The organism is uncultured Thermus sp. (genome assembly GCF_938010445.1).
Lineage (GTDB): Bacteria > Deinococcota > Deinococci > Deinococcales > Thermaceae > Thermus > Thermus altitudinis.
Genome location: NZ_CALLUR010000061.1, coordinates 23,499 through 35,207, shown reverse-complemented (window position 1 = coordinate 35,207; position 11,709 = coordinate 23,499). Strand labels below are relative to the sequence as shown.

Annotated in this window: 12 protein-coding genes; 7 read left to right on the top strand and 5 right to left on the bottom strand. The window is 65.9% G+C overall.

Annotation, left to right across the window (positions count from 1 at the left end; all coding sequences use genetic code 11):
* From Q0693_RS03525 to gap, 5 genes are all read right to left on the bottom strand, one after another.
* The coding region (locus tag Q0693_RS03525) for a thiamine pyrophosphate-dependent enzyme (RefSeq protein WP_298629246.1) at nucleotides 1-597 on the bottom strand (597 nt) is incomplete at its 3' end.
* Nucleotides 594-1,709, bottom strand: coding sequence for an aminotransferase class I/II-fold pyridoxal phosphate-dependent enzyme (locus Q0693_RS03520; protein ID WP_298629244.1), 1,116 nt, complete (start codon nucleotides 1,707-1,709; stop codon nucleotides 594-596). The genes Q0693_RS03520 and Q0693_RS03525, both read right to left, overlap by 4 nt.
* Before the next feature lie 32 nt (nucleotides 1,710-1,741).
* Entirely contained in the window at nucleotides 1,742-2,494 is a 753-nt protein-coding gene (gene tpiA / locus Q0693_RS03515) for a triose-phosphate isomerase (RefSeq protein ID WP_298629242.1), read from the bottom strand.
* A 55-nt stretch (nucleotides 2,495-2,549) separates the two neighbouring features.
* Nucleotides 2,550-3,719 carry a phosphoglycerate kinase gene (locus Q0693_RS03510; RefSeq protein WP_243030314.1) on the bottom strand — a complete coding sequence of 390 codons (1,170 nt, stop codon included), beginning with the start codon at nucleotides 3,717-3,719 and terminating at the stop codon, nucleotides 2,550-2,552.
* Entirely contained in the window at nucleotides 3,720-4,715 is a 996-nt protein-coding gene (gap, locus tag Q0693_RS03505; protein ID WP_243030313.1) for a type I glyceraldehyde-3-phosphate dehydrogenase, read from the bottom strand.
* 186 nt (nucleotides 4,716-4,901) lie between these two features.
* Between gap and Q0693_RS03500 the strand changes: the two genes are divergently transcribed.
* The 7 genes from Q0693_RS03500 to Q0693_RS03470 are packed head-to-tail and all read left to right on the top strand — an operon-like array spanning nucleotide 4,902 to nucleotide 11,648.
* Nucleotides 4,902-5,510 (top strand): biotin transporter BioY, encoded by a 609-nt coding sequence (locus Q0693_RS03500; RefSeq protein WP_298629239.1) that lies wholly within the window; start codon nucleotides 4,902-4,904, stop codon nucleotides 5,508-5,510.
* 1 nt (nucleotide 5,511) lies between these two features.
* Nucleotides 5,512-6,222 (top strand): carbon-nitrogen hydrolase family protein, encoded by a 711-nt coding sequence (locus Q0693_RS03495; protein WP_243030311.1) that lies wholly within the window; start codon nucleotides 5,512-5,514, stop codon nucleotides 6,220-6,222.
* Between the two features lies 1 nt (nucleotide 6,223).
* Nucleotides 6,224-6,658 (top strand): SsrA-binding protein SmpB, encoded by a 435-nt coding sequence (gene smpB, locus Q0693_RS03490; RefSeq protein ID WP_105317862.1) that lies wholly within the window; start codon nucleotides 6,224-6,226, stop codon nucleotides 6,656-6,658.
* A complete protein-coding gene (locus Q0693_RS03485) occupies nucleotides 6,655-7,800 on the top strand; it encodes an N-acetylmuramoyl-L-alanine amidase (protein WP_298629233.1) in 1,146 nt (381 codons plus the stop codon). Before smpB ends, Q0693_RS03485 begins: the two co-directional genes overlap by 4 nt.
* 2 nt (nucleotides 7,801-7,802) lie before the next feature.
* Complete coding sequence (locus Q0693_RS03480) at nucleotides 7,803-8,300, top strand: GerMN domain-containing protein (RefSeq protein WP_298629231.1); 498 nt, start codon at nucleotides 7,803-7,805, stop codon at nucleotides 8,298-8,300.
* On the top strand, nucleotides 8,297-11,335 hold the full coding sequence (locus Q0693_RS03475) for a chromosome segregation SMC family protein (protein ID WP_298629229.1): 3,039 nt from the start codon (nucleotides 8,297-8,299) through the stop codon (nucleotides 11,333-11,335). Before Q0693_RS03480 ends, Q0693_RS03475 begins: the two co-directional genes overlap by 4 nt.
* Nucleotides 11,322-11,648 carry a nucleoside triphosphate pyrophosphohydrolase family protein gene (locus Q0693_RS03470; RefSeq protein ID WP_243030307.1) on the top strand — a complete coding sequence of 109 codons (327 nt, stop codon included), beginning with the start codon at nucleotides 11,322-11,324 and terminating at the stop codon, nucleotides 11,646-11,648. The genes Q0693_RS03475 and Q0693_RS03470 overlap by 14 nt, the downstream gene beginning before the upstream one ends.
* Nucleotides 11,649-11,709 lie beyond the last annotated feature (61 nt).

Sequence of the window (11,709 nt, the reverse complement as noted above, 5' to 3'; positions counted from 1 at the left end):
CTCGGCCCGGCGGGCGATATAGTCCACCCGCATCTGCCGGCTTCGGGGCACGCTGATGGCATAGCCGTTGTTCTGGACCAGAAAGACCACCGGGGCGCCGAAGACCGCCGCGAAGTTCAGGCCTTCGTGGAAATCCCCCTCGCTGGTCCCCCCGTCCCCGATGGAGGTGGCCACCACCCAGTCCTCCCCCCGGTACCGGCCCGCCAGGGCCAGGCCCACCGCCTGGGGTATCTGGGTGGCGATGGGGATGTAGGGGTTCACCGCCCGCACCCCTTGGGGAAACCGCCAGCCTGCGGGATGGGCTCGCCAATAGAGGAGCAAGGTATGGATGGGGAGGCCGCGGGCTAAGAGCATGGCGGACTCCCGGTAACTGGGCACCACAAAGTCCTTCTCCCCTAGGGCCAAGGCCACCCCAACCTGCGCCGCCTCCTGTCCCATGAAGGGGGCATAGACCCCAAGCCGTCCTTGGCGCTGAAGGAGAAGGGCCTTCTCGTCAAAAAACCGGGCCCGGCGCATGGCCCGGTAAAGGGCCAAGGCTTCCCCCTCGCCTATGGGAAACTCCCCCTTATCCAAGTATCGGATTACCTTGGGCTTCACGCCGGGGAGTTTACCACAGGAGCTAAGCGCTCCAGAGCTAGGGCGATCTCATTCTCGCCCTTGCAAAAGGCGAAGCGAAAAAGCCATGGGGGTGGATCCTCCCGGTAGAAGGCGCTGGCGGGGATCACAGCTACCCTGGCCACTTGCACAAGCTGGAAGGCATCCCAACCGGGAAGCTCGGCCATAAGGAAGTAGGTGCCCTCAGGCTCAAGGGCCTTTAGGCCTAAGGACCTAAGCCCATCAAGGAGCAGATCCCGCCTCTTCCGATAGCTCTCCCGCAAGGCCTCGTAGAACCCCTCCTTTCGGGCCACCCTCAAGGCCTCCGCCACCCCCGCCTGCAGAGGGCTGGGTGCCGAGAAGCTGGTCCACTGCCGCATCCCTGCCAGGGTGGGCATGAACTCCTGGGGCCCCACGATCCAGCCCACCCGGTAGCCGGTGGCCTCGAGGCGCTTCCCCGCACTGCCCACGGTGAAGGTGCGCTCGGGGGCCAAGTCCCGTAACCGGGGTGGCCTTTCCCCGAAATAGAGCTCGTCGTAGACCTCGTCGGAAACCAGAAAGAGCTGGTGCCTCCGGGCCAGGTCCGCCACCGCCTTAAGCTCTTCCCGGAAGACCAGGCCCGTGGGGTTCATGGGGGTATTGAGAAGGAGAAGCCGGGTACGGGGGGTGATGGCCGCCTCCAGGGCCCCTAGATCCAGCCGGAATCCCCCCTCCTCCAGGGGCAGGCGCACCAGCCTGGCCTCGGCCCCGGCCAGGAAAGCATGGGGGAGGTAGACATCAAAAAAGGGCTCCAGCACCACCACCTCATCCCCCGGACCCACCAGGCTTTGCAGGAGCACATATAGGGCCTCCGTGGCCCCCGAGGTGACCACCACGGACTCGGGTTCCACCGCAAACTCCTCCGCCAAGGCCTCCCTAAGCTGGGGAAGGCCCGCAGGAGGGGCGTATTGGTCAAAGCGGCCCAGGGCCCTTTGCACCGCTTCCCGCAGGAAGGCGGGCGGAGGGCTCGAGGGAAAGCCCTGGCCCAGGTTCACCGCCTGGAGTCTGGCCGCCAGCTGGCTCATCTTGGGGAAGATGCTTTCCCGGGCCGCCTGGGTGCGGGGGTGGAGCCGCATAGGTATAAGGGTAGCCCAAAGCCCTTTGCGCCTCAACCGGCGATCCTGAGAAGGCTCAGGAAGCTTTCCAGCTCCAGGCTGGCCCCGCCCACCAGCCCCCCGTCCACGTTGGGCATGGAAAGGAGATCGGCGAAGTTGTTGGGGTTGACGCTGCCCCCATACAGGATGCGGACCCGATCCGCAAACGCCCTTCCGTAGAGCTCAGCCAGGGCCTGGCGGATGGCCTGGTGCATGGCCTCGGCATCCTCGGGGGTGGCGTTCCGCCCGGTGCCGATGGCCCAAACCGGCTCGTAGGCGATGACCAGGGCCTCGGGACCCGGGGGGTTGACCCCCTCGAGGCTCCCCCTCAGCTGGGCCAGGGTATAGGGCACCGCCTCCCCCCTTTCCCTTACCTCCAAGGGTTCCCCTACGCAGAGGATGGGGGTAATCCCCTCTTCCAAAAGCCTTTTGGCCTTCTCCGCCACCAGAGAGTCGCTTTCCCCATGGTAGCGCCGCCTTTCCGAATGCCCCACGATGGCGTAGCGGCACCCTAGGTCGGAGAGCATCCGGGCGGAAACCTCCCCCGTGTAGGCCCCTTCCCGGTGGGGGGAGACATCCTGGGCCCCATAGGCCACCTGGCTTCCGGAAAACACCTCCTTGGCCAAAGGCAACATGGGAAAGGCCGGCAACACCGCCGCCTCGGACTGCAAGGGGGGTAAAAGCCTCTTGAGCTCGGCAAACCACACCCGGGCCTCCGAGGGCACCTTATGCATCTTCCAGTTTCCTGCCACCAAGACCCTGCGCATGCCGCCATCCTATAGGAAAACCCCGCCCGCGAGGGCGGGGCCGGAACCAGCCTCTTTACTCTAGGACCTCAATCCCCGGAAGGGTGCCCTTTTCCAAGTACTCCAGGCTCGCCCCACCCCCGGTGGAGACGTGGCTGAAGCGCTCCTTGAGGCCCAGACGGTTCACCGCCGCCACCGAGTCCCCGCCCCCCACCACGGTGAAGGCCCCCTCCAAGGCCGCCAGTGCCCGGCCCACCGCCAGGGTGCCCTGGTCAAAGGGCGGTACCTCAAAGACCCCCATGGGACCGTTCCAAAAAACCGTCTTGGATCCCTTGAGGGCCTCGGCGAAAGCCTCCTGGGTCTGGGGACCGATGTCTAGGCCCATAAAGGGCACCGGAATGGCATCGGCGGGAAAGGTGCGGGTTTCCACCCCCGCCTCAATCCGCTCCGCCGCCACCACATCCACGGGGAGGTACACCTTCACCCCCAAGGACTCCGCCCTCCTCAAGAGGTCCCTCGCCAAGTCCAGGCGGTCTTCCTCCACCAGGCTCTTCCCCACCTCACCACCCATGGCCTTGATGAAGGTGAAGGCCATGGCCCCGCCGATGAAAAGGCGGTCTATGCGGGGCAGGAGGTTCTCAATCACCCCGATCTTGTCGGAGACCTTGGCCCCACCGATGACCACCGCATAGGGCTTTTCCGGATTCCTGAGGAGGCGGGAAAGAGCCTTCACCTCCCTTTCCATGAGGAAACCGGCAAAGGAAGGAAGAAGCCTGGCCACCCCCACCACGCTGGCGTGGGCCCGGTGGGCGCTCCCGAAGGCATCCAGGACAAAAGCCTCCCCCAGCCGGGCATAACGGGCGGCAAGCTCGGGGTCGTTCTTCTCCTCCCCCGGTTCAAAGCGCACGTTTTCCAAAAGGGCCACCTCACCCGGGGCCAGGGCCTCTACCGCCTGATGCGCCTGGTCGGAACCGGGGCTGTGGGGCACGAAACGGACACCGGTTAGATACCGGCCTAAGGCCTCCGCCACCGGGGCCAGGGAGTACTTGGGGTCCACCCCCTTGGGCCGACCCAGGTGGGAAAGAAGCACCAGGGAGGCCCCTTGTTCCAGAAGGTGGCGCAGGGTGGGAAGGCTTTCTTGGATGCGGGTATCGTCCTGCACCGCCCCCTCCTTGATGGGCACGTTGTAGTCCACCCGCACCAGGATGCGCTTGCTCCGGGCATCCAGATCCTGTAACGTGCGCATCTAGACCCCCTTCTTTAGCACCAGCTCCACCAGATCCGCCACCCGGTTGGAATAGCCCCACTCGTTGTCGTACCAGGCAAAGACCTTGACCAGGTTGCCCAGGGCCTTGGTGAGCTTGCCGTCCACGATGGAGGAGTGAGGGTCCATCACGATATCCTGAAGGACGATCTCGTCCTCGGTGTAGGCCAAAATGCCCTTCAAGGCACCTTCGGCCGCCGCCTTGAGGGCAGCGTTCACCTCCTCAGCGGTCACCTCCCGCCTGAGCACCGCGGTGATGTCGGAGATGCTCCCCGTGGCCGTGGGCACCCTGAGGGCGCTCCCGTCAAACCGGCCCTTCAAGGAAGGAAGCACCAAGGCCGTGGCCTTGGCCGCCCCGGTGGTGGTGGGGATGATGTTGATAGCCGCCGCCCGCGCCCGACGCAGGTCCTTATGGGGCAGGTCCAGAACCCGCTGGTCGTTGGTGTAGGAGTGGACGGTGGTCATGAGGGCCTTTTCCACGCCGAAGGCCTCTTCCAGCACCTTCATCACGGGGGCCAGGGAGTTGGTGGTGCAGGAGGCATTGGAAATGATGTGGTGCCTGGCGGGATCGTACTGCTCGTGATTCACCCCCATGACGATGGTGATGTCCTCGCCCTTAGCCGGGGCGGTGATGATCACCTTCTTGGCTCCCGCCTCGAGGTGGGCCTTGGCCTTGTCGGCATCGGTGAACACCCCCGTGGACTCAATGACCACGTCCACACCCAGGCTCCCCCAAGGAAGCTCCTTGGGATCCTTTATGGCCGTGGCCCGGATGGGCTTGCCGTTCACGTAAATGTTCTCGTCGTCGTACCCCACCTCCCCAGGGAAGCGGTGGTAGATGGAATCGTACTTCAAGAGATGGGCTAGGGTCTTGTTGTCGGTCAGGTCGTTGATGAGGGCCACCTCCACGCCCCGCCCATGAAGAATACGGAACACCTGGCGGCCGATTCTGCCGAATCCGTTGATGCCTACCTTCATAGCTTACCTCCTAGCGTGGCTCCTGCCCCCCTGCTGTGCCGGCGGGGTAAAGAGCTATGGCTTTAGTATAGCGGCTTTTCCATAAGTGATTCCCGGCACTTGGCTTAAGCGAACCCCCAGCCTTGACCCGTAAACCCCAAAACCCTAGCATGGTTGACGGCCACCCAGGTGGTCCCGGAGGTAGCTATGTGGAAAACCGAGGTTCTTCCCTATACCCCCTTGGTTAAGATCCTTTGGCCAAACCGTAGCCTGGCTCGCGACCTCACCCTAATCCTGGCGGGTAGCCTCCTCGTGGCCCTGGCCGCCAGGATCAGCATCCCTTTGCCCTTCACCCCCGTGCCCATCACCGGCCAGACCCTGGCGATTCTTCTGGTGGGCGCGGCCCTGGGTAGCCGCCTGGGATTCCTAGCCCTTCTCGCCTATGTGGCGGAGGGCGCCATGAGGCTACCCGTCTTCGCGGGGGGCACGGGCGGCCTGGCCAAGATTCTGGGCCCCACCGGAGGGTTCCTGTTGGCCTTCCCCTTGGCAGCGGGGCTCGTGGGTCTTTTGGTGGAGCGGTTCGGCCTAGACCGCAGCTTCCTGGGTACCCTACTGGCCATGCTGGCGGGCAACGCCCTCCTCTACCTGGTGGGGCTTCCCTGGCTTGCCGCCTGGCTCATGGGGGCAGGAAAGTTCGCCGGAACCGGTGCACTTCTGGCCATGGGGCTCTTCCCCTTCATCCCCGGGGACCTGGTGAAGGCGGTCCTGGCTGCCCTCCTCTTGCCCTCCGCCTGGAAACTCCTGGGAAAGCGCTAGCGTGCGGGTAGCCCTAGCCCACCTGGGCAAAAGGCCTAGCGTTTCCGAGTTGCTCCAGGCCCTCCTACCCCTATTAGAAAGGGCGCAAGGGGAGGGGGCCTTGGCCCTCCTCCTTCCCGAGCTGGTCCTGGGGAAGCAAGGGGAAGACACCCTTCCCCAAGCCCTTAAGGCCCTGGCTGAGGAAAACCGGATACCGGTGCTCGCAGGCTTCCTGGCCCCTGGCCCCAGGAACCGGCTTGGCATCTTCCCCCAGGGTCCCTTTTACGATAAGGTGCATCCCTACCTGGCGTCGGACGAGGAGGGGGATGAGGGGATTGCGCCCGGGGAAGGCCCCGTGATCTGGGAGTTTCGCGGCAAACGGTTCGGGCTTGCCCTTTGCTACGATCTGGACTTTCCCGAGCTGTTTCGCAGTTATGCCCTGATGGGCGCCGAGGGCTTTCTGGTGGGCTCGGCCTGGCCCGGGGAGTACCAAGAGCTTCTCTCGGTCCTGGCCCGGGCCCGGGCTGCGGAGAACCAGGCCTATCTGCTCCTGGCCAACCGTGCGGACACGGGAAGCCCCTCCCTGGCGGTGGCCCCTGATGGGCGCCTCCTGGGCCTAAGGCATGAGGAGGGGGTTCTGCTGGTGGACCTAGACTTTGCCTTCCTGGAGGAGTACCGCGCCCGCTACCCCATCCTCCGCCACCGGCGGCCGGAAGCCTACCGCCTTTGGTAAGATGGCCTTCGTGCTGGAGAACCGCCGGGCGCGGCACGACTACGAGATCCTGGAAACCTACGAGGCAGGGCTGGTCCTCAAGGGAACCGAGGTCAAGTCCCTGCGCGCCGGTAAGGTGGATTTTACCGGGAGCTTCGCCAAGTTTGAAAACGGTGAGCTTTACCTGGAAAACCTCTACATCGCCCCCTACGAAAAGGGATCCTACACCAACGTGGACCCCAGGAGAAAGCGGAAGCTCCTTCTTCACCGCCACGAGCTCAACCGGTTAAGGGGCAAGGTGGAGCAAAAGGGTCTCACCCTGGTACCCCTTAAGATTTACTTCAACGAACGGGGCTACGCCAAGGTGCTCCTGGGTTTGGCCCGGGGGAAAAAGGCCTATCAAAGGAAGGAAGACGACAAGAAGCGGGCCGTGCGCCGCGCCCTGGAGGAGCTATGAGGTTCCTGGCGCTGGCCTTGTTCCTCCTTCTCGCCCTGGCCCAGGCGCCAAGGCCCCTCCTGGTGGGGGGGGAGGTGGGCCAGGCCTGGTATCCCGGGGGGCGGGGCTTGGCCTACGGGGAAGTGGGCCTTATAGCCCGGGGCCTGGGACTTGCCCTGTGGCAAGGGGAAGGCCAGGTGGCCCTGGGCCTGGGAAGCCGCTACAAGGCCTTCCCCCTGGTGGCCAACGAGGCCCAGGCGGCCGCCCGGGGGGCGGCCTGGAAACGGGGGCAGGAGGTCCTTGTCCCCCTACGGCCCCTAGGCGAGGCCTTGGGCCTGGAATACCGGGCCCAGGAAGGTATCCTGCTCCGGCTTCCCTGGGCTAAGCTTCTTTCGGTGGAACGCGGGCCAGCCCGCCTTTTGCTGCGCTTCTCCCGGGAGGTGAACGCCCTGGTGGAGGGCAACAGCGTCCTCTTCCTCCTGGCCCAGGGAGAAGGGGCGGGCCTGAGCCAGGAGGCCCAGGGCCTGCGCCTGGCCCTGGAAAGCCCGCCCGCCCGGCTCTACTACCCCGGCGGGGGCCAGGTGGTCCTGGAGTGGGGTTCCCTGGCTAGACCCAGGCCCACGGTGCTCCTGGACCCGGGACACGGGGGGCAGGACCGGGGTATCTCGGCGGGGGGCTTCTGGGAAAAGGACCTCACCCTGGATCTGGCCAAGAGGGTAGCCTCCCGCCTGGCCAACGCCAGACTCACCCGGCAAACCGACCAGTACGTGCCCCTCGAGGCCCGCTTGGCCCAGGCGCAAACCGCCTCGGTGATGGTTTCCCTGCACGTGACCCAGGGCAGCGCCGTGAACCTCTACCTCCCCAAGGCCCGCACCTCTCCCCTTGCCCGGAACGCCGAGGCCCTCCTGGCCACGGCCCCAGCGGAGCAAGCCGCCTTGTTGAAGGTCTATGCCGGTGACCCGCGGCGCCTGGCCGTGGCCTTGGAAAAGGCCTTCTCTGCCCTGGGCCTCGTGCTGGCCCGGGCCGAGGGTCCCTACGCCCTCACGGACATCCCCGGGGCAGGGGTACTCCTGGAGGTGGGGGTGGAGCGGCTCAAGACTCCTGAGGCCCGCAACCAGGTGGCGGAGGCCATCGCCCAGGCCATCCGCACCTACTTGGAGTAACCATGCGCCGACTCTTGACCTTCTGGAACCTCCTTGGCCTTGCCTTCTTCGCCCTGGGGGCTCTGGTCTACTGGCAAAGCCCAGGGCACCAGGCTGCCTCCGCCCTGCCCTTGCCCTCGGAGGAGACCCTGGCCGCAAGCAGCCTGCCCATCATCCTTTACCTTCCCAATCCCCCTCAAGGCCTCCGCAAGGAAACCCGCACCCTGGAGCTGGCCCCGGGGGATACGCCGGAGAACAAAGCTCTGGCCGCCTGGGCCGAGGCCTTGCAGGCCCCTAAACCCCGGGGCCTCTACCGGATGGCCCAGGTTCTCGTGGTGGATCTTCCCGCCGATTTCCCCCTGGGTCTGGATGTCAGCCAGGAAGCCCTACGCCTCTACAGCCTGGCCTACACCCTCCTTACCACCTTCCCCCAGGCCCAGGAGGTGCGCTTCCTGGTGGAGGGGGAGCCTAAGCCGGGGCTGGCCCATTTAGACCTAAGCCAACCTTATCGCCTGCCATGAGGGAAAAGGAAGCCTGGCGCATTGACCGCTTGCTCCTCCAGGGGTTCAAGTCCTTTGCGGAGCGCACCGCTTTGGACTTTCCTGACCCCATCACCGGCATCATCGGGCCCAATGGGTCGGGCAAAAGCAACCTGGTGGAGGCCCTGCGCTTCGTGACCGGGGCCCGGGCCCACGAGCTAAGGGGACAGGAACTTAAGGCCTTCCTCTTTCACGGCAGCGATGGCCGCCCTCCCCAGGGTATGGCGGAGGTGCGCCTAGAGCTTTCCCGGGGCCGGGAGCGCCTGGTGGTGGAAAGGCGGATAGAGGGGGAGCGCTCCGTGTTCCGGGTGAATGGCCGGCCCGTGAGCGCCAAGGCCTTGGCCCTGCACCTGGCCGGCACCGGCCTGGGCCGCGGAGGGTATGCCATCGTGGGCCAAGGGGAGGTGGCCGCCCTTCTGGAGGCCCCGGAAGAGGTGCTCCTTGGCCATCTGGAGGAGGCCTCAGGACTTAGGCCCGTGGCGGAGGCGGCCCGGGCCACGGAAGAACGCCTTCGGGAAGCCTGGGACCTCTTGGAGCAGCGAAGGCTTGGGCTAGAGGAACTCCAGGCCCGGGCGGAAGGGCTAAGAAGGGAAGCGGCAACCGCGCAAAGGGCCCGGGAGCTGGACCTCCAGGTTCTGGCGCTGAAGGCAAGCCTCCTCGAGGCCCGGATAGAGGAAGCCCAGAAGGAGATGCAAAGGGCCCAGGAAAGGCTTGAAGCCCTAGCCCAGGAAGAGGAAACCCTAAAGGAGGAACGGGCAGGGCTCGAGGCCCACCGCCAAACCCTAGGCAAGAAGGAGGAGGCCTTGCGCCAGGAACTGGAGGCGGTGCGCCTTCGCCTCAAGGAACGGGAGGGCTGGGAGCGCGAGCTAAGAGAGCTTTCCCGGCTGCAAAAGACCTTGGACCGCCCCCCGCCGCCTGACCCCGGTCCCCCCGTTCCCCCTCCCCCCGTACCGGCGGAAGGACTCCGCCAGCGCCTCAAGGTCCTGCGGGCCCGGGAAAAGCAGCTAAAGGAGGAAAAGCGCCGCCACGAAGAGGCCCTGCGCCGCTATCTGAGCGAACGGGCCCGCTACGAGGAGAGGCAAAAGGCCTATGCGGAGGCCCTTGCCCGGCGGCAACGTCTGGAGGAGGAACTTGGCCGCAAGCAGGAGGCCCTGAGGGTCCTGGAGGCCCAGACAGCCCAAAGAAGACAGCTGGAGGCAAGGCTGGCCGAGCTCAAGGCCCAAGCCCAGGCCGCCCAGCGGGAGGCCGAGCGCCTCAGGCGCCTGTTGCAGGCGGGAAGCGACCTGCAAGAAGGCCCCAGAAAGGTGCGCAGGCTTCCCGGGGTCCTGGGGGTGGTGGCCGACCTGGTGAGGCCCGAACCTGGGCTGGAGCTGGCCCTGGAGGTGGCCCTGGGCCCCCGGCTCCAATGGGTGCTTACCCAGGATGAGGAAGCCGCCAAAGCCGCCATCGCCTTCCTTAAGCGGGAAGGGGGCCGGGCCACCTTCTTACCCTTAAGCCTTCTTTCCCCCCCACCTCCCCCTTCACCCCAGCCGGCCCCTGGCCTCCTGGGACCCGCTTTCCGGCTGGCCCGGCTGCGGCTCGGGGTACCCCACGAAGAGGAAGTCCTCCTCACCCTTTTCGGGGACACCCTGGTCTTCAGGGACCTGGATACCGCCCTCGCCTACCGTAAAGCGGGGGGCAGGGAACGGCTGGTCACCGTAGAAGGAGAGGTGCTGGAACGCCTGGGGGCCCTCACCGGGGGAAGGCCAAGGGGAGGAGGGGAGACCCTCCTCCTAAGACGGCGCCTGGAGGACCTCGAGGCCGAAGAAGAGCTCCTCCGGCAAAAGGTCCGGGCCCTGGAGGAGGCCTTGGCCCCCTTGGCCTCCTACCAGCACCTGGAGGAACTCCGGGCCCAGGTGGCCACCCTCCAGCGTTCCCTCGCCTCCCCCCTACCCCCGCCCCCAGAGCCCCCCCCGCCTCCCCAAGACCCCTGGGAGGAAACCCAGCTCCAGGTCCTGGAGGAGGAGCTAAGAAAGCTGGAGGAAGCCTTGGCCCAGGCCGAGGCCCACGAACGCTGGCAGCTTCTTTCCCAAGCCCAGAAAGCCTGGGAAGAGGCGCAACAGGAGGTGCGCCGCCTCCAGCTGCGAATGGAGGAGCTGAAGGCCCAACTGGCCGCCACCGAACCCCTCCTGGCCGAGATGCAAGCCCTAGAGGGCCAGCTGGTGGCCTTACGGGAGGAAAGGCGAGCGCTTCAGGAACGGGAAACCCGGGCCCTCACCCGGGCCAACGCCCTTTTGGCCGAGCGGGAAAACCTAAGCCTCCTCCTGGCCCGCCGGGAAGCCCTCCTGGAGGAGCTTTTGCGGGAGCGGGCCGCTTTGCCTCCCGTGGAAAGGATCCCCGGTACCCCCAAGGCCCTGCAGGCCAAGCTGGCCCAGCTAGAACGGGAGCGGGCCCGTTTAGGACCGGTGAACGCCCTGGCGGAAAGGGAACTCGTCCAGCTGGAAGCCCGCCTTGGAGCCCAGGAGGAGGAGGTCCAAGAAGCCCTGGAAGCCCTGCACCGCCTCGAGGCGGAGGCCAAGGCCGTGGAAAGGGAATACGCTGAGCGCTTGCGGGAAAGCTTCGCCGTGTTCCAGGAAGCCTTCCGGCGCAATGCTTCTGCCCTCCTGGGAGCCCAGGCCGAGGTGCGGCGGGAGGGCCGGGGCCTGAAGCTGGCGCTGGTTCCCGCAGGCAAACGCACCCAGGACCTCCGCCTCCTTTCCCTGGGAGAAAAAACCCTGGGCGCCTTGGCCTTTCTGTTCTCCCTGGGGGACCTCCAAGGGGGTCTGCCCCTGGCGGTACTGGACGAAGTGGACGCCGCCTTGGATGACGCCAACCTGGCCCGCTTCACCCGGTTCCTGCAATCGGGGCAGCAGTTCATCCTCATCACCCATCAAAAGCGCACCATGGAGGCCTGCCACGCCCTCTACGGGGTCACCGCCCAAGGAGGCGTGAGCCGGGTCTACTCCATCCGCAAGGAGGTGGCCCATGACCCTGAATGAGTACCAGCAGGAGGCCAAGAAGACCGCCCTTTACCCCGAGGCCTACCGGATCCTGTACCCCACCTTGGGCCTGGTGGGCGAAGCAGGGGAACTGGCCAACAAGGTAAAGAAGGTGCTTAGAGACCGCGGGGGAACCCTCGGCCCGGACGCTCGGGAGGATCTCCTGGCTGAGCTTGGGGACGTGCTTTGGTATGTGGCCCAGCTGGCCACCGACCTGGGGGTGAGCTTGGAGGAGGTTGCCCAAGGCAATCTGGCTAAGCTCCGCTCCCGCTTGGAGCGGGGAAGGATCGGGGGCTCAGGGGATAACCGCTAACGCAAATCACTTGCATCTGATACCCCTTTAAGGTATAGTGTCCTGCGGCTGGCACATCAGC

Bases quoted from the DNA above. Each gene is read 5' to 3' on its own strand.
- Q0693_RS03520 (WP_298629244.1), bottom strand. From the start codon at position 1,709: ATGCGGCTCCACCCCCGCACCCAGGCGGCCCGGGAAAGCATCTTCCCC.
- tpiA (WP_298629242.1), bottom strand. From the start codon at position 2,494: ATGCGCAGGGTCTTGGTGGCAGGAAACTGGAAGATGCATAAGGTGCCC.
- Q0693_RS03510 (WP_243030314.1), bottom strand. From the start codon at position 3,719: ATGCGCACGTTACAGGATCTGGATGCCCGGAGCAAGCGCATCCTGGTG.
- gap (WP_243030313.1), bottom strand. From the start codon at position 4,715: ATGAAGGTAGGCATCAACGGATTCGGCAGAATCGGCCGCCAGGTGTTC.
- Q0693_RS03500 (WP_298629239.1), top strand. From the start codon at position 4,902: ATGTGGAAAACCGAGGTTCTTCCCTATACCCCCTTGGTTAAGATCCTT.
- smpB (WP_105317862.1), top strand. From the start codon at position 6,224: ATGGCCTTCGTGCTGGAGAACCGCCGGGCGCGGCACGACTACGAGATC.
- Q0693_RS03485 (WP_298629233.1), top strand. From the start codon at position 6,655: ATGAGGTTCCTGGCGCTGGCCTTGTTCCTCCTTCTCGCCCTGGCCCAG.
- Q0693_RS03480 (WP_298629231.1), top strand. From the start codon at position 7,803: ATGCGCCGACTCTTGACCTTCTGGAACCTCCTTGGCCTTGCCTTCTTC.
- Q0693_RS03475 (WP_298629229.1), top strand. From the start codon at position 8,297: ATGAGGGAAAAGGAAGCCTGGCGCATTGACCGCTTGCTCCTCCAGGGG.
- Q0693_RS03470 (WP_243030307.1), top strand. From the start codon at position 11,322: ATGACCCTGAATGAGTACCAGCAGGAGGCCAAGAAGACCGCCCTTTAC.